This is a genomic window from Aeromonas sp. R5-3, assembly GCF_040908225.1.
GTDB lineage: Bacteria > Pseudomonadota > Gammaproteobacteria > Enterobacterales > Aeromonadaceae > Aeromonas > Aeromonas dhakensis.
In genome coordinates this window covers 1-14,505 of the sequence record NZ_JBFODH010000009.1, presented here as the reverse complement: position 1 = coordinate 14,505, position 14,505 = coordinate 1, and the positions used below count along the sequence as shown (strand labels likewise).

The 14,505-nt window shown below is 58.1% G+C and carries 14 protein-coding genes and 5 tRNA genes; 18 read left to right on the top strand and 1 reads right to left on the bottom strand.

Annotated elements, in window-relative coordinates; translation table 11 throughout:
* Positions 1–117: 117 nt before the first annotated feature.
* Entirely contained in the window at positions 118–2,127 is a 2,010-nt protein-coding gene (locus AB5Y95_RS04125) for a methyl-accepting chemotaxis protein (RefSeq protein WP_368159565.1), read from the bottom strand.
* A gap of 237 nt (positions 2,128–2,364) precedes the next feature.
* Between AB5Y95_RS04125 and ruvA the strand changes: the two genes are divergently transcribed.
* The 18 genes from ruvA (at position 2,365) to AB5Y95_RS04035 (ending at position 14,505) form a co-directional block, all read left to right on the top strand.
* Positions 2,365–2,979, top strand: coding sequence for a Holliday junction branch migration protein RuvA (ruvA, locus tag AB5Y95_RS04120; RefSeq protein WP_005304953.1), 615 nt, complete (start codon positions 2,365–2,367; stop codon positions 2,977–2,979).
* A gap of 8 nt (positions 2,980–2,987) precedes the next feature.
* The gene (gene ruvB, locus AB5Y95_RS04115) at positions 2,988–3,998 is read left to right on the top strand and encodes a Holliday junction branch migration DNA helicase RuvB (RefSeq protein ID WP_005304949.1); all 1,011 of its coding nucleotides are present in this window, start codon (positions 2,988–2,990) and stop codon (positions 3,996–3,998) included.
* Positions 3,999–4,934: 936 nt separating this feature from the next.
* The gene (cydA, locus tag AB5Y95_RS04110) at positions 4,935–6,491 is read left to right on the top strand and encodes a cytochrome ubiquinol oxidase subunit I (RefSeq protein ID WP_005304948.1); all 1,557 of its coding nucleotides are present in this window, start codon (positions 4,935–4,937) and stop codon (positions 6,489–6,491) included.
* Between the two features lie 12 nt (positions 6,492–6,503).
* Positions 6,504–7,640 carry a cytochrome d ubiquinol oxidase subunit II gene (gene cydB / locus AB5Y95_RS04105; protein ID WP_005304945.1) on the top strand — a complete coding sequence of 379 codons (1,137 nt, stop codon included), beginning with the start codon at positions 6,504–6,506 and terminating at the stop codon, positions 7,638–7,640.
* Positions 7,641–7,654: 14 nt separating this feature from the next.
* Positions 7,655–7,771, top strand: a complete 117-nt coding sequence (gene cydX, locus AB5Y95_RS04100; RefSeq protein ID WP_005304933.1) for a cytochrome bd-I oxidase subunit CydX — start codon at positions 7,655–7,657, stop codon at positions 7,769–7,771.
* The gene (locus AB5Y95_RS04095) at positions 7,758–8,069 is read left to right on the top strand and encodes a cyd operon YbgE family protein (protein ID WP_368159563.1); all 312 of its coding nucleotides are present in this window, start codon (positions 7,758–7,760) and stop codon (positions 8,067–8,069) included. The genes cydX and AB5Y95_RS04095 overlap by 14 nt, the downstream gene beginning before the upstream one ends.
* Positions 8,070–8,174: 105 nt before the next feature.
* Positions 8,175–8,582, top strand: coding sequence for a tol-pal system-associated acyl-CoA thioesterase (ybgC, locus tag AB5Y95_RS04090; RefSeq protein WP_206220765.1), 408 nt, complete (start codon positions 8,175–8,177; stop codon positions 8,580–8,582).
* A complete protein-coding gene (gene tolQ / locus AB5Y95_RS04085) occupies positions 8,572–9,261 on the top strand; it encodes a protein TolQ (RefSeq protein WP_005304921.1) in 690 nt (229 codons plus the stop codon). Before ybgC ends, tolQ begins: the two co-directional genes overlap by 11 nt.
* Positions 9,261–9,707: a protein TolR gene (tolR, locus tag AB5Y95_RS04080; RefSeq protein ID WP_005304918.1), complete on the top strand. Its 447-nt coding sequence runs from the start codon at positions 9,261–9,263 to the stop codon at positions 9,705–9,707. Before tolQ ends, tolR begins: the two co-directional genes overlap by 1 nt.
* 5 nt (positions 9,708–9,712) lie before the next feature.
* Complete coding sequence (tolA, locus tag AB5Y95_RS04075) at positions 9,713–10,870, top strand: cell envelope integrity protein TolA (protein ID WP_017765796.1); 1,158 nt, start codon at positions 9,713–9,715, stop codon at positions 10,868–10,870.
* Between the two features lie 94 nt (positions 10,871–10,964).
* Positions 10,965–12,290, top strand: coding sequence for a Tol-Pal system beta propeller repeat protein TolB (gene tolB, locus AB5Y95_RS04070; protein WP_010636193.1), 1,326 nt, complete (start codon positions 10,965–10,967; stop codon positions 12,288–12,290).
* A 49-nt stretch (positions 12,291–12,339) separates the two neighbouring features.
* Positions 12,340–12,864: a peptidoglycan-associated lipoprotein Pal gene (pal, locus tag AB5Y95_RS04065; RefSeq protein WP_005304908.1), complete on the top strand. Its 525-nt coding sequence runs from the start codon at positions 12,340–12,342 to the stop codon at positions 12,862–12,864.
* A 158-nt stretch (positions 12,865–13,022) separates the two neighbouring features.
* Entirely contained in the window at positions 13,023–13,832 is an 810-nt protein-coding gene (gene ybgF, locus AB5Y95_RS04060) for a tol-pal system protein YbgF (protein WP_368159561.1), read from the top strand.
* Between the two features lie 174 nt (positions 13,833–14,006).
* A tRNA-Lys gene (locus tag AB5Y95_RS04055) sits at positions 14,007–14,082 on the top strand.
* A gap of 30 nt (positions 14,083–14,112) precedes the next feature.
* Positions 14,113–14,188 (top strand) — tRNA-Val (locus tag AB5Y95_RS04050).
* A 49-nt stretch (positions 14,189–14,237) separates the two neighbouring features.
* A tRNA-Lys gene (locus tag AB5Y95_RS04045) sits at positions 14,238–14,313 on the top strand.
* 21 nt (positions 14,314–14,334) lie between these two features.
* A tRNA-Val gene (locus AB5Y95_RS04040) sits at positions 14,335–14,410 on the top strand.
* A gap of 23 nt (positions 14,411–14,433) precedes the next feature.
* Positions 14,434–14,505, top strand: a tRNA-Lys gene (locus AB5Y95_RS04035).

Sequence of the window (14,505 nt, the reverse complement as noted above, 5' to 3'; positions counted from 1 at the left end):
AGACGGGCGGCGGGGCCCTGGATAATTTCAAGAGCGGAATTTTAACAGGACGGGCCCTGCGGCCCAAGGGCTAAATTCGTACGACGGGAGAAAGCGGGGGCATCGCCCCCGCTGCGGTCAGACCCGAAATTGCGACAGCAACCGCTGTTGCAGCAGGCTGGCCTGATGGAGAGAGGAGGCGAGTTGCAGACACTCCTGCGCCTCCTGTTCGCCGGTCTGGGCCTGCTGGCTGATGCCGGAGACCTTGTCCGAGGTGTGGCTCAGGGTATGGGAGAGCTGGCCGGTGGCGTCCGCCACCTGCTGTACCATGTCCGCCAGGTGGTCGATGGCGCCTTCCACCTTGAACAGGATCTGCTTGGTGTTGTCGGAATCCGCCATGCCCGACTCCACCGTCTTCAGGTTGCGCTGCATCATCAGGTAGGCGGTTTCGGTCTGCTGCTGGATACTGTTGATCACCTCGTTGATCTCGGCGCTGGAGGAGGCGGTGCGATTGGCCAGGGTGCGCACTTCGTCGGCCACCACCGCAAAGCCGCGGCCCATCTCGCCGGCCCGGGCGGCCTCGATGGCGGCGTTGAGCGCCAGCAGATTGGTCTGCTCGGAAATGCCGCTGATGGTGGAGATGATCTGGCCTATCTGACTGGCCTGCTCCTTGAGGGCGTTGATGGCGGTGGCGCATTCGCCCACCTCCATCACCACCCGCTGCATGCCCGCGCTGGCGGAGGAGACATATTGACTGCTCTCGGTGGTGAGCTGGCGCACCTCGTTGGCATTTTGCGCCGCCAGGCTGCAGTTGTCCGAGATGGTGGTGGCCACCTGCACCATCTGCTCGCTGTCATGGTGCAGCGCCTGGGCATGTTCGGCCGTCTGGCGACTACTCTGGCTGATGGCCTGAACCCGGTTGACCGAGGTGTGCACGTGCTCGCTGATGTGCTGGTTGTTGTCCATGGTGGAGCTGATCATCTTCTGCAGCTTCTCGATGAAGCGATCCACGCTGCCGGCCAGCGAGCCGATTTCGTCGTCACGCCTGAGGTTGATGCGGGCGTTGAGATCCCCTTCGCCGGCTGCGATGTCCTGCATGCGCCGATTGACCTGCAGCAGGGGCCGCACGATGGCGCGCACCAGCCAGAAGCCGCACAGGGTCACGATCAGCAGGCTGAACAGCAGGCCGCCCAGGATCAGACTCTTGGTATGGTTGATGATGGCGTTGAGCTGACCCACCTGGTCCTCAACCGTGGCATCGCCCTTTGCCTCCACCTCGACCAGCAATTTCTTGAGCTGATCGGCGCTCTGCTCATAGCTGGTCAGCTGGCGTTGATACTCGCCAAGGGCCGCCATCCACTGCACCATCAATTGCTGAACCTCGGTTTCCAGCGCCCGATACTGGGTTGCCAGCGACTGGCCGGCAAACTCCCCCTCAGCGGGCACATCAAACAGTCCGCTGGCCAGCATGGCGTCGACCGCCTCCCGGTAGAAGCGGGTCGCCTCCTCCATCTCGGCCTGGATGGCGGGGGTGAGCCCTTCGCTCTGCATCTTCTCCAGCGCATAGAGCTGACGCAGGAAGCCTATATTGGCCTCCATGCCGCCATCGGCCGCATGCCAGCGGGTTGCCAGGCCGCCATTCCAGCTGATGGCCTGATCCGGTGACTGGGTGAGGCTCTCGACCGCGCCATCACCCACCACCTCGAGCTGGGTCGAGAGGCGGGACATGCGTTCAGAACTGGCGCGCAGCGCCTGATCGAGGCGGGTAAAAGTCTGGTAGAGCGCCAGCAGCTGTTCCTGCTGCTGCTGGTAGACCTGATGCTGCTGGTTCATGGTGTTGATGGCGGCGTCATCGATGAGCCGACCTTCGCCCACCCGGCGCATGGCGTCGGTGGTGGCGGTTCTGGCCTGCTGCAGCTCCTGCTCGTCGAGCGGCATCCCTCTGAGCATCTTCTGGATGTAGAGCGACTGGTTGCCGAGCTCGATGGAGCCCTCCATGGCGCCGTCTGCAGTCTGCCAGGCGGCACCCAGCACATAGGAGAGCAGATCCGCCAGCCGCTGGCTGCCATACCAGCCGACGACGCCCATGCCCAGCGTGCAGCTGAGCAGAATGGCCAGCCCCAGGTTCGATGTGGTGACGATTTTCATGATTAAGGACCTTCCTTGGCTCCAAACAAACCCAATTTAGTGTTTTATCAGTGGCAACAAAATGCCATGCCAGATGGAAAATAAAGTTGTTGCCCGGCTCGGATCCAAGCATGGCTTGGAACGCGCGAGTGTGCTGAAAATCCGCTGCGGTCCAGCCGCCCTATGCTGGATACTTATCCAGTTATTCTTTATGCTATGAGCCAATTTACAGATAGCTGGTTTGGCGAGGAGAGAGCCGTGATTGGTCGCTTGAGAGGCGTAGTCATTGAGAAACAACCCCCCGAGGTATTGCTGGAGGTCGGGGGCGTGGGCTATGAGGTGCACATGCCCATGAGCTGCTTCTATGATCTGCCCGAGATTGGCAAGGAAGCGGTCATTCACACCCACTTCGTGGTGCGGGAAGACGCCCAGCTGCTGTACGGCTTCAATCACAAGCAGGAGCGGGCGCTGTTTCGCGAGCTGATCAAGACCAACGGGGTCGGCCCCAAGCTGGCGCTGGCCATCCTCTCCGGCATGACCGCCACCCAGTTCGTGCTGAGTGTCGAGCGCGAGGAGATAAGCTCCCTGGTCAAGTTGCCAGGGGTTGGCAAGAAGACTGCCGAGCGGCTGGTGGTGGAGATGAAGGACAGGCTCAAGGGGTGGGTCAGCCACGATCTCTTCTCGCCGGCCGAGATCACCCTGCCCGCGAAGGAGAGTGCCCTGCGGGCGCCGGATTCGAGCGAAGAGGCCGCCAGTGCGCTGGTGGCACTCGGTTACAAGCCGCAGCAGGCCAGCCAGATCGTCAGCAAGGTCGCGGTGGATGGCATGTCGGTGGAAGATATCATCCGTGAAGCGCTGCGCAGCCTGGTGTGAGGTAGAGAATGATTGAAGCGGATCGCCTCATTTCCGCCGCTGGCGGGCGTGAGGAAGAAGTCATCGATCGGGCCATCCGGCCCAAGCTGCTGGCCGATTACACCGGCCAGGATCCGGTCTGCGAACAGATGGAGATCTTCATCGCGGCGGCGCGCCAGCGCGGCGAGGCGCTCGATCACCTGTTGATCTTCGGCCCGCCCGGGCTTGGCAAGACCACGCTCGCCAACATAGTGGCCAACGAGATGGGGGTCAACATCAAGACCACCTCCGGCCCCGTGCTGGAGAAGGCTGGCGATCTGGCGGCGCTGCTCACCAACCTCGAGCCGAACGACGTGCTGTTCATCGACGAGATCCACCGCCTCAGCCCTGTGGTGGAGGAGGTGCTCTACCCGGCGATGGAGGATTACCAGCTCGACATCATGATTGGTGAGGGGCCGGCGGCTCGCTCCATCAAGCTCGACCTGCCCCCCTTCACCCTGATCGGCGCGACGACCCGGGCCGGCTCTCTCACCAGCCCGCTACGGGATCGCTTCGGTATCGTGCAGCGCCTCGAGTTCTACAACGTCAGGGATCTGACCGACATCGTCGCCCGCAGCGCCCGTTGCCTCGGGCTCGACATGACGGAAGACGGCGCACTGGAGGTGGCACGTCGCTCGCGCGGTACGCCGCGAATTGCTAACCGTTTGTTGCGCCGGGTGCGGGATTTTGCTCAGGTGAAATCCGACGGCCGGATTGACGGACCCATAGCGGCCCGAGCTATGGACATGCTGGACGTGGATAACGAAGGGTTCGACTTCATGGACCGCAAGCTATTGTTGGCTGTCATAGACAAGTTTCTGGGGGGGCCGGTAGGGCTCGACAACCTGGCTGCGGCTATCGGCGAGGAGAAGGACACCATCGAAGATGTGCTCGAACCCTATCTGATCCAGCAGGGCTTCCTGCAACGTACACCCAGAGGGCGGATCGCGACACCAAGAGCTTATGCGCATTTTGGCCTGCAACGGCCAGATGAAGGGTAAAAACAGCTGATTGAACAAAAAACCGCCTTCAAGGGCGGTTTTTTGTTATCCGGGCAAAAAAAAAGCCCACTGCGGATGCGGTGGGCAAAGACAATTCAGGATGGATGTTCACAGACAGTGAGTGCGTCTGGAGACAGACCGGTAAAAAACAGAGTGAGCCGTCGCGAGGCCTCAGAGTCGGTTCATTTGATAGAGCTGAACGAACGAAAGCTTGTAGTAACGGATGGTTTTAGCAACAAACTTTTTCATCTTTAATTCCAATAGACAGGTTCGAAATGTTCATCGAATACGTACCGGGAACCCAGATTGACCGGCCTGTATCCAAGGGTATGCCCTCACTGCGAGGCGCATTGTAGGAGCTCTGTCGGACTCGGACAAACAAGAAAAATTATCCATATCAGATTAGATTAACTAATCATTTGGTGGTCTTGTCGAATTAGCATGGATATGCGTTTTTATTGGTTTTTAATTAGTTTTATTCTGGCTGGGGACAAGCGAGGGAAACATGATGAAAACACCCTTGAGAGTTGTTTTTTAACAGAAGCATTACTTATTTGCTTCAAGATTAAAGTTGATTTAAATCAATGATTTGCGATTTTTATTTTTTTGTGACCAAGCTCTCTAAAATAATTGGAAAGGGTCGTGAAAATGCCTTTGAAAGGCATGTATTGATGGTGGTTTTACATTGATTTCAATCAAATAAAGGTGATATAAAACTCAGGTCATTATGGGCAGGAATAAAGCAAGCTTGATTGTTTTGCAATTGTTAAACATTAGCTTTTTTTGTTCCCTATTATTGCCTTGTTGTTAATGTGGTGGCAGTCGAATCCGGTCGTCAGTGCAAAACTGGAACATGACCGATAATTCGGGGACTTCCAACGGAAGCTTTGTCTTAAAACTTAAAATAGCCGTGCCAATAATCGGTGAGGAAACATCATGATTGCTGAGCATGTGGTAGACCTATCGCGGTTCCAATTCGCTGCGACGGCCCTTTATCACTTCCTGTTTGTGCCCTTGACGCTCGGAATGGCCTTCATTCTGGCGATCATGGAGTCTGTCTATGTGATGACCAACAACCCTGTCTACCGGGACATGACCAAGTTCTGGGGCAAGTTGTTTGGTATCAACTTTGCCCTCGGGGTCACCACAGGGCTGACCATGGAGTTCCAGTTTGGTACCAACTGGGCCTACTACTCCCACTATGTCGGCGATATCTTCGGGGCCCCGCTGGCCATCGAAGGTCTGATGGCATTCTTCCTGGAATCCACCTTCGTCGGTATGTTCTTCTTCGGCTGGGATCGGCTCTCCAAGCGTCAGCACCTGGCTGCGACCTGGTTGATGGCGCTCGGGACCAACCTCTCCGCGCTCTGGATCCTGGTTGCCAACGGCTGGATGCAGAACCCGGTCGGTGCCGAGTTCAACTTCGAAACCATGCGCATGGAGATGGTGAGCTTCGCCGATCTGGTGTTCAACCCGGTTGCCCAGGTGAAGTTCGTCCACACAGTGGCGGCAGGCTATACCACAGGCGCCATGTTCGTGCTGGGCATCTCTTCCTATTACCTGCTCAAGCATCGTGACGTGGCCTTCGCCCGTCGCTCCTTCGCCATCGCGGCCGCATTCGGCATGGCGTCCATCCTCTCCGTGCTGATCCTCGGTGACGAGTCCGGCTACGAGACAGGTGAAGTGCAGAAGGTGAAACTGGCGGCCATCGAGGCCGAGTGGAACACCGAACCTGCGCCAGCCTCCTTTACCCTGTTCGGCATCCCGAACCAGGAAGAGATGCGCACCGACTACGCCATCAAGATCCCTTATGCCCTTGGCATCATCGCCACCCGTTCGCTGGACGGCCAGGTGACCGGTCTCAAGGATCTGAAGAGCGAGCACGAGCTGCGCGTGCGCAACGGCATGACCGCCTACGACCTGCTGACCAAGCTGCAGTCCGGCGACAAGTCTGACGATACCCGCGCCCGCTTCGACGAAGTGAAGCAGGACCTGGGTTACGGTCTGCTGCTCAAGCGCTATACCTCCAACGTGACCGATGCCACCGACGAGCAGATCAAGGCCGCCGTGGATGACTCCATCCCGCAAGTGCTGCCGCTGTTCTTCGCCTTCCGCATCATGGTTGCCTGCGGCATGCTGATGCTGGTGCTGATCGGCCTGGCCTTCTATGACAGTACCCGTCACAAGATCGGCGAGCGCAAGTGGTTGCTCAAGGCGCTGCTGTACGGCATCCCGCTGCCCTGGATCGCCATCGAGTGTGGCTGGTTCGTCGCGGAATACGGTCGTCAGCCCTGGACCATCGCCGAAGTGTTGCCGACCTCGGTCTCGGCCTCCAACGTGCCGGCCTCCGAGATCTGGTTCTCCCTTATCGGGATCTGCCTGTTCTACACCGTACTGCTGATCATCGAGATGTACCTGATGTTCAAGTACGCGCGTCTGGGCCCAAGCAGCCTGAAGACCGGCAAGTACCACTTCGAACAGAGCAAGGCATAAGGAGAGCAACCCATGTTTGATTACGAAATGTTGCGCCTGGTCTGGTGGGTGCTGGTCGGCGTCCTGCTGATTGGCTTCGCCATCACCGACGGCTTCGATATGGGGGTGGGCGCACTGCTCCCCTTCGTCGGCAAGAAAGATGTTGAGCGTCGGGTGATGCTCAACACCATGGGCCCGCACTGGGAAGGGAACCAGGTCTGGCTGGTGACCGCCGGTGGTGCCCTGTTTGCAGCCTGGCCCATGGTGTATGCGGCAGCCTTTTCCGGCTTCTATATCGCCATGATCCTGACCCTGATGGCACTGTTCTTCCGCCCGGTCGGTTTCAAGTACCGCTCCCTGCGTGAAGATGCCAAGTGGCGCAGCAACTGGGACTGGGCATTGTTCGTCGGTAGCGCGGTACCGCCCATCGTGTTTGGCGTGGCGTTTGGCAACCTGCTGCAGGGCGTGCCGTTCGACTTCAACCAGTTCATGATGCTGACCTATCACGGCAACTTCTTCGGTCTGCTCAATCCGTTCGGCCTGCTGGCCGGTCTGGTGAGCCTGTTCATGCTGGTCACCCAGGGTGCTACCTGGCTGATGATGAAGACCGACGGTGAAGTGCTGGCCCGCTCCCGCACCGCCGCCATGATCTGCTCGCTGGTGACCTTGGTGCTGTTCGCACTGGCCGGTTTCTGGGTCAGCGGCATGGAAGGCTATGTGGTGGTCAAGGCCGCCGCGACCGATGCCGTCTCCAATCCGATGAACAAGGAAGTGGTGCGTCAGGCCGGTGCCTGGATGAACAACTACAGCCTCTATCCCTGGATGGTTGCGGCACCCGTGCTGGGTCTGGCGATGAGCCTGCTGACGTCGCTGTTTGCCAAGCTGAACAAGGGCTGGCTGGCGTTCACCTGCTCCTCCCTGGCCATTGCCGGCGTGATCCTGACTGCCGGCTTCTCCATGTTCCCGTTCGTGATGCCCTCAAGCCTTGAGCCGTCACTGAGCCTGACCATGTGGGATGCCACCGCTTCTCTCAACACCCTGCGGGTGATGACGGTAGCGGCCGCCATCTTCGTACCGATTGTGCTGGGTTATACCCTGTGGACCTACATCAAGATGTTCGGCCGGGTGACCAGCAAGCACATCGAAGACAACCAACAATCGCTCTACTAAGAAGGTGCCCTGATATGTGGTATTTCACCTGGATCCTGGGTCTGCTGCTGGCTTGTGCATTCGGCATCATCAATGCGCTGTGGCTGGAACACACCGAGAACATGGATCGCCAGATCGATGAGAACAAGTGATCGACTCGCCCGGTTGGCCGCTCCCCTGGAGCGCCAACCCTGGCAGGGGTTGATGCTGGTAGCGGCGGCCCTGTTGGCCGTCGCTATTTTACAGGCCCCCAATCTGGTGGCCGCCAACACCAGCGAACATGGCCTCTGGCTGGCGCCCTGGCTGATGTGGGCGGTCTGTTGCGGGGTCATGCACGGGCTGGGATTCCATCCCCGCAGCCTCGTCGGTCGCGCGCTGTTTTTCCCCTGGCTCGCCTTGCCCAGTTTGTTGTACGGGCTCTGGCTGACCCAAGGCTATTTCCTTTCATAAAAAACGGGGGGAGGCAGGATTTCCCTGCTTCCCCCTGCTTCTTTCCTATTCAGCCCTGCGCTATGATAGCCCCCCATCTGACTGTCGTATGGATCACAGATTGTTATGGGGGAAGTCTCTGAGTTTCCGGTGCGTGTCTACTACGAAGACACCGATGCCGGGGGCATCGTCTACAACGCCAATTATCTCAAGTTTATGGAACGTGCTCGCACCGAGTTCCTGCGTGCTGGCGGCATCGAACAGGATGTCCTGCTGGGCGCCGGGTACGCGTTTGTGGTGAGTCGAACAGAGATCGATTTCCGCTCGGCGGCCCGTTTTAATGAGCTTTTGACTGTATTGACGCAAGTGACCGAAGTGAAACGCGCCTCCATGCGCTTCTCACAACGGATACTGGCGGCTGATGGACGACTGATCACCCAGGCCATGGTACAGATAGCCTGTGTCAGTCATTCGCATATGAAACCTGTTGCAATACCTGAAAATGTGAAGGGAGTGCTGTTAAGTGCACGCTGAAATTTCGTTTATTGGCCTGTTTTGGCAAGCCAGCCTGTTGGTAAAACTGGTCATGATGACCCTGATGGGCATGTCGGTCGTCTCCTGGGCGCTGATCATCCAGCGCTCCAAGGCCATCAAGGCAGCCAATATCGCATCGGAGCAGTTTGAAGACAGATTCTGGTCCGGGGTCGACCTCAACCGTCTCTACCAGGAGTCCTCTTCCCGCCGCGACGACATCGAAGGCATGGAAGACATCTTCTATTCCGGCTTCAAGGAGTATGCCCGTCTGCTCAAGGCCGGCGCCCGTGGTCAGGATGCGGTGATGGACGGTACCTACCGTGCCATGCGCGTCTCCCTCTCTCGCGCGGTGGACGATCTCGAGTCCAACCTGCCGATCCTGGCGACCATCGGCTCCATCAGCCCCTATATCGGTCTGTTTGGTACCGTCTGGGGGATCATGAACGCCTTTATCGCCCTGGGTCAGGTGCAGCAGGCTACCCTGCAGATGGTGGCCCCCGGTATCGCGGAGGCGCTGATCGCCACCGCCATGGGTCTGTTTGCCGCCATCCCGGCCGTTATCTTCTACAACCGCTTCTCCAACAAGGTCGAGCGGCTGGAGAACGCCTACGCCAACTTCATGGACGAGTTCACCACCATTCTGAACCGTCAAATTGCTCAGCAGCAGGGTGATCAGTAATGCAAACCTATCAGCGGATCCGGCGCAAGAAGGTGGCCGAGATCAACGTGGTTCCCTATATCGACGTCATGCTGGTGCTGCTTATCATCTTCATGGCGGTGACGCCCGTGATCACGCAAGGGGTCAAGGTTGATCTGCCGCAGGCGGAGTCCGAGCAACTGCCGGAGGATGCCAAGCCGCCCTTCATCGTCAGCGTCAATACCGAAGGCGAGTACGTCATCAAGGCCGGTGAGGCCGAAGACGAACCCGTCCCGAGCGGGACGCCCGAGGCGATGCAGCAGTACATCACCGAGAAGGCCATGGGTTACCTGGCCATCAACCAGAACGCCCCCGTGGTAGTGGCCGGTGACAAGTCGGTGCGCTACGAAGAGGTGATCCTGCTGATGGTGGCCCTCAAGAAAGCCGGTGTGCCTCAGGTCGGCCTGATGACAGATCCGGTGAACTGACGGAGATGGATGTGAAGCGTGGTATTTCCGGTTATCTCATCGCGTCGCTTCTGCTGCACCTGATCATCGGCATCATCCTGTTTGTCGGGCTCGACTTCAGCAAGCCGAAGCGACCCGAGTCGAAGGGGCAGATCGTCAATGCCGTCATGCTCGACGAGAACTTCCTCAACGAGCAGGCCAAGCAGATCCAGCAGCAGAAGGCTCAGCCCAAGCCGCAGAAGGTAGAGAAAGAGAAGGATAAGGAAGACACGGACATCGCCAAGCGCGAGCTGGCCCAGCAGCAGGAACGGTTGCGGATTGCAGAGGCCAAGCGCAAGGAGGCCGAGGAGGCCACCCGCAAGGCCGAAGTAGAGAAGCAGAAGAAGCAGGCCGAGCAGAAGCAGGCGGAAGAGAAGGCCCAGAAGGCCGAGGAAGCCCGCAAGCTCGAAGAGCAGAAGGCCAAGAAGGCGGAGGCCGAGCGCAAGGCCGCGGAAGAAGAGAGCAAGGCGCTGGCGCTGAAGAAGAAAAAGGAACAAGAGAAGAAAGAGGCTGAAGAGAAGGCCAAGGCTGAGGAGGCCAAGGCCAAGAAAGCGGAAGCCGAGAAGAAAGCCAAAGCCGAAGCCGAGAAAAAAGCCAAGGCAGAAGCGGACAAGAAAGCCAAGGCGGAGGCCGAGCAGAAGGCCAAGGCTGAAGCCGAGAAGAAAGCCAAGGAAGAGGCGGCCAAGAAGGCAAAAGCTGACGCAGAGAAGAAAGCCAAGGCAGAGGCCGACAAGCAGGCCAAGATCGCGGCTGAACGCAAGCGCAAAGCGGCCGAGGAGGCCAAGCTGCAAAAAGAGATGGAAGACATGATGCAGCAGCAGCTGGCGGCTGAGGCCAATGCCCGCAGTCAGGCGGCATCGGCGGCGGCCAAGGGTGAAGTCGACAAATATGCGGCGCTTATCAAGGCGACTGTTGAGCGATATATGATTTTGGATCCCACCATGCGGGGCAAAACATGTACTATCGGCGTACGTCTTGCGAGCACCGGCTTTGTCATCTCGGTAGATAACGGCCAGGGTGACCCGGCGGTATGTCGTTCCGGCAAAGCAGCCGTACTGAAGGCCAATCAGTTGCCGGTACCCAAGGATCCTGCGGCGTTCGAGATGTTGAAGGAGTTCAACCTCAAGCTGGAACCTAACATCTAGCACTGATGGCGAGGGGATCGAGTAAGGTGGTTGGCAGCGTCTTGCCGAGAAAGGAAGTTAATCTCTCATTATTTTGGAACCGAGTGTTTAAGCCATGATAAGAAAAGTGTTTTTTGCTTTGGTTGGCTGTTTGTTGCTGGGTCAGAGCGCCCAGGCGGCCTTGGACATCGTCATCACCGGCGGTATCGACAGTGCACGACCGATCGCCGTCGCCCCCTTCAAGTGGGAAGGCAATGGCCAGCTGCCGCAGGACATCGCGGAAGTGGTCTCCAACGACCTGATGCGCAGCGGCAAGTTCAGACCGCTGGCCCGTGGCCAGATGCCGCAGACCCCGAGCTCCAGCGGTGAAATCAACTTCGCACCCTGGGCCTCCCAAGGCGTCGAAGCCGTGGTGGTCGGTTCCATCGCCGCCGTCGGCGACGGTACCTACAAGGTCAACTTCGAGCTGGTCGACGTGCTCAAGGGCCAGCTGGCCAAGACCCAGGGCGGCGAGAGCAACGGCTACATCCTGGACAGCCGGATGGCGACCATCCCGGGTGCCCAGATGCGCCAGTTTGCCCACCGCATCTCCGACATCGTCTATGAGCGACTGACCGGCGAGCGCGGGGCCTTCCTGACCCGCCTGGCCTATGTCTCCGTGCAGCAGGGTACCCAGTTCCCGTATCAGCTGCGGATCTCCGACTACGACGGTTACAACGAGAAGACCCTGCTGCGTTCCCGCGAGCCGCTGATGTCCCCAGCCTGGTCGCCGGATGGCAGCAAGCTGGCCTACGTGAGCTTCGAGAACCAGAAATCCGAAATCTACGTGCAGGACATCTACACCCAGCAGCGCAGCCTGATCACCAGCTTCCGCGGCATCAACGGGGCGCCAGAGTGGTCTCCGGATGGTCGTCGTCTGGCTATCGTTCTCTCCAAGGACGGGTCACCGAACCTCTATGTCGTTGATGTTGCTAGCAAGCAGCTGACCCGCGTCACAACCAGCCGGGTAATCGACACCGAACCCTCCTGGATGCCGGACGGTCAAAATTTGCTGTTCACCTCTGAACGTGGTGGCAAACCCCAGATTTATAGCGTAAATTTGGCGACTGGCATGACTCGCCGGATGACCTGGGAAGGTGAATCCAACCAGGGTGCGTCCATTACTCCTGATGGCAAAATCATGGTGATGGTGACCCGGGTTCAGGGGCAATACCGTATCGCCCGTCAGGATATGGAAAACAATGCCCTGCTGGTCCTTACCCAGAGCGCGCTGGATGAGTCGCCAAGTGTGGCTCCCAATGGCAGCATGATCATTTATGCCACCATCTATCAGGGTCGTAAGAGTCTCGCATTGGTGTCGACTGATGGTCGCTTCAAGGCTGTGCTTCCGACCAGTAGCGGTGAAATTCGTGCACCAGCTTGGTCGCCCTTCTTGAATTGATAAAAATCCAATTGTTTTTTGTTTTGTTATAAAGGTTTAAGGAAATAGCATGCAACTCAATAAACTGCTCAAGGGTTTGGCCATCGCACTGCCACTGTTCACCCTGGCCGCTTGTAGCTCCTCTTCTGATTCCGATGCCGCTGGCGCCGAATCAGGCATGACCGACGGCATGGGCGGTGTACAAACCGGTGGCGCGAATGGCATGTTGTCCCCGGAAGAGCAGATGCGTCAGAAGTTCGAAGCGCTGCAGCGTGACAACGTGATCTACTTCCCGTTCGACGGTTACGACATCCAGGGTCAATACGCCGACCTGCTGGATGCCCACGCCAGCTACCTGCGTGAGCGCCCGAGCGTCAAAGTACTGATCGAAGGCCACGCCGACGAGCGCGGTACTCCGGAGTACAACATCGCGCTGGGCGAGCGTCGTGCCAAGGCTGTTGCCAAGTATCTGCAAACCCTGGGTGTGCAGGCTGAGCAGCTCTCCATCGTCAGCTATGGCGAAGAGAAGCCGCTGGATATGTCTCACACCGAGGATGCCTTTGCCAAGAACCGCCGTGCGGTCCTGGTTTACTAAGGTTTGAATCGAACGAAGTTCGTTTATATGCAAGCGGCCATTTCGATGGCCGTTTTATTTGCACTAAACGCCAAGGTTTGATCCGAATGAAATCTGTATAAGCGAGCGACGATGGCGCTGGCCGTTTTATTTGCACTAAACGCTAAGGTTTGATCCGAATGAAATCTGTGTACAAGCAAGCTGCTGTTGCGCTGGCCGTATTGGTTGCTCTGAATGCGCAAGCTGCGGCACCGGTGAGCGATCTGAGCGGTGACTCGGGTGGCGGGGTTGTCCTAAGCGGCAACAACGGCGCCATCGTGCCCACCGGCAGCCTGGAAGACAGGGTTGCCCTGCTGGAGCGCACGCTCAACGCCCGTCTGCGCCTGCAGGCCGATTTGCAGCAACAGGTGGATGCCCTGCAAGGGGAGGTCTCCGAGCTGCGTGGCCAGCTGGAGCAGCAGACCTACCAGATGGAACAGTCGCAGGAGCGTCAGCGCCAGCTCTATCAGGAGCTCGACAAGGTGGCCAACAGCCAGCCTGCCGCTACACCAGCAGCCCCGGCAGCTGCCGCTGCGAGCGCGACGCCGGCCGCCGCGGCCAACTATTCCACCAACCAGAACGAGAATCAGGCCTATGATGCGGCCGTGAACATGGTGCTCAAGGAGAAGAACTACGACAAGGCAATTCCGGCCTTCGAAGGGTTCATCAGGCAGTTCCCGAGCTCCAGCTATGTTCCCAACGCCCATTACTGGCTGGGTCAGCTGCTGTTCAACAAGGGGGATCGGACCGGCGCTGCCGCCCAGTTCACCACGGTGGCCACCAAGTTCAGCAAGTCTCCCAAGCGAGCCGACGCCCTGTTGAAGCTGGGCATGCTGGCACAACTGGATGGCAAGAAGGCGGAAGCGAAGAACTTCTATGAGCAGGTGATCAAGGGCTATCCCAACACCTCGCCGGCCCAGCTGGCCAAGCAGAGTTTGAGCAAGCTGTAACTTTGCCGCATGTCACTGTTTTCGTAACAGTCTTGTAAATACAGCCTCGCTTTGTATGCGCAGTGAACAAACAGATGGAATTTAAGATTTTTCTGTTGCGCCTGGATGATAAATCCGTAATATAGGCCGCCGTCAGAGCCGGTGCAGCATTGCAGTTGGTCCTGGTCGTGGTGAGGGTCGTTAGCTCAGTCGGTAGAGCAGTTGACTTTTAATCAATTGGTCGCTGGTTCGAATCCAGCACGACCCACCATTTCTCCACCAGGTGGAGACAGAATTCCCAGGTCGTTTAGCTCAGCTGGGAGAGCACCTCCCTTACAAGGAGGGGGTCACTGGTTCGATCCCAGTAACGACCACCAGTTTTAAGCTGTCTGCCAAGGCGGGCAGTGAAAGAGGCAAGTCAGGTGTGGGTCGTTAGCTCAGTCGGTAGAGCAGTTGACTCTTAATCAATTGGTCGTAGGTTCGATCCCTACACGACCCACCAATTTGCCCAGATGAATTCCCAGGTCGTTTAGCTCAGCTGGGAGAGCACCTCCCTTACAAGGAGGGGGTCACTGGTTCGATCCCAGTAACGACCACCAAGTTTGTAAAAAATGATTTAGATGGGTCGTTAGCTCAGTCGGTAGAGCAGTTGACTTTTAATCAATTGGTCGCTGGTTCGAATCCAGCACGACCC

Coding starts and splice junctions, on each gene's coding strand:
- tolB (WP_010636193.1), top strand. CDS start 10,965: ATGATAAGAAAAGTGTTTTTTGCTTTGGTTGGCTGTTTGTTGCTGGGT.
- AB5Y95_RS04095 (WP_368159563.1), top strand. CDS start 7,758: ATGAGAACAAGTGATCGACTCGCCCGGTTGGCCGCTCCCCTGGAGCGC.
- AB5Y95_RS04125 (WP_368159565.1), bottom strand. CDS start 2,127: ATGAAAATCGTCACCACATCGAACCTGGGGCTGGCCATTCTGCTCAGC.
- ruvB (WP_005304949.1), top strand. CDS start 2,988: ATGATTGAAGCGGATCGCCTCATTTCCGCCGCTGGCGGGCGTGAGGAA.
- ybgF (WP_368159561.1), top strand. CDS start 13,023: ATGAAATCTGTGTACAAGCAAGCTGCTGTTGCGCTGGCCGTATTGGTT.
- tolR (WP_005304918.1), top strand. CDS start 9,261: ATGCAAACCTATCAGCGGATCCGGCGCAAGAAGGTGGCCGAGATCAAC.
- pal (WP_005304908.1), top strand. CDS start 12,340: ATGCAACTCAATAAACTGCTCAAGGGTTTGGCCATCGCACTGCCACTG.
- ybgC (WP_206220765.1), top strand. CDS start 8,175: ATGGGGGAAGTCTCTGAGTTTCCGGTGCGTGTCTACTACGAAGACACC.
- cydX (WP_005304933.1), top strand. CDS start 7,655: ATGTGGTATTTCACCTGGATCCTGGGTCTGCTGCTGGCTTGTGCATTC.
- tolA (WP_017765796.1), top strand. CDS start 9,713: ATGGATGTGAAGCGTGGTATTTCCGGTTATCTCATCGCGTCGCTTCTG.
- cydA (WP_005304948.1), top strand. CDS start 4,935: ATGATTGCTGAGCATGTGGTAGACCTATCGCGGTTCCAATTCGCTGCG.
- cydB (WP_005304945.1), top strand. CDS start 6,504: ATGTTTGATTACGAAATGTTGCGCCTGGTCTGGTGGGTGCTGGTCGGC.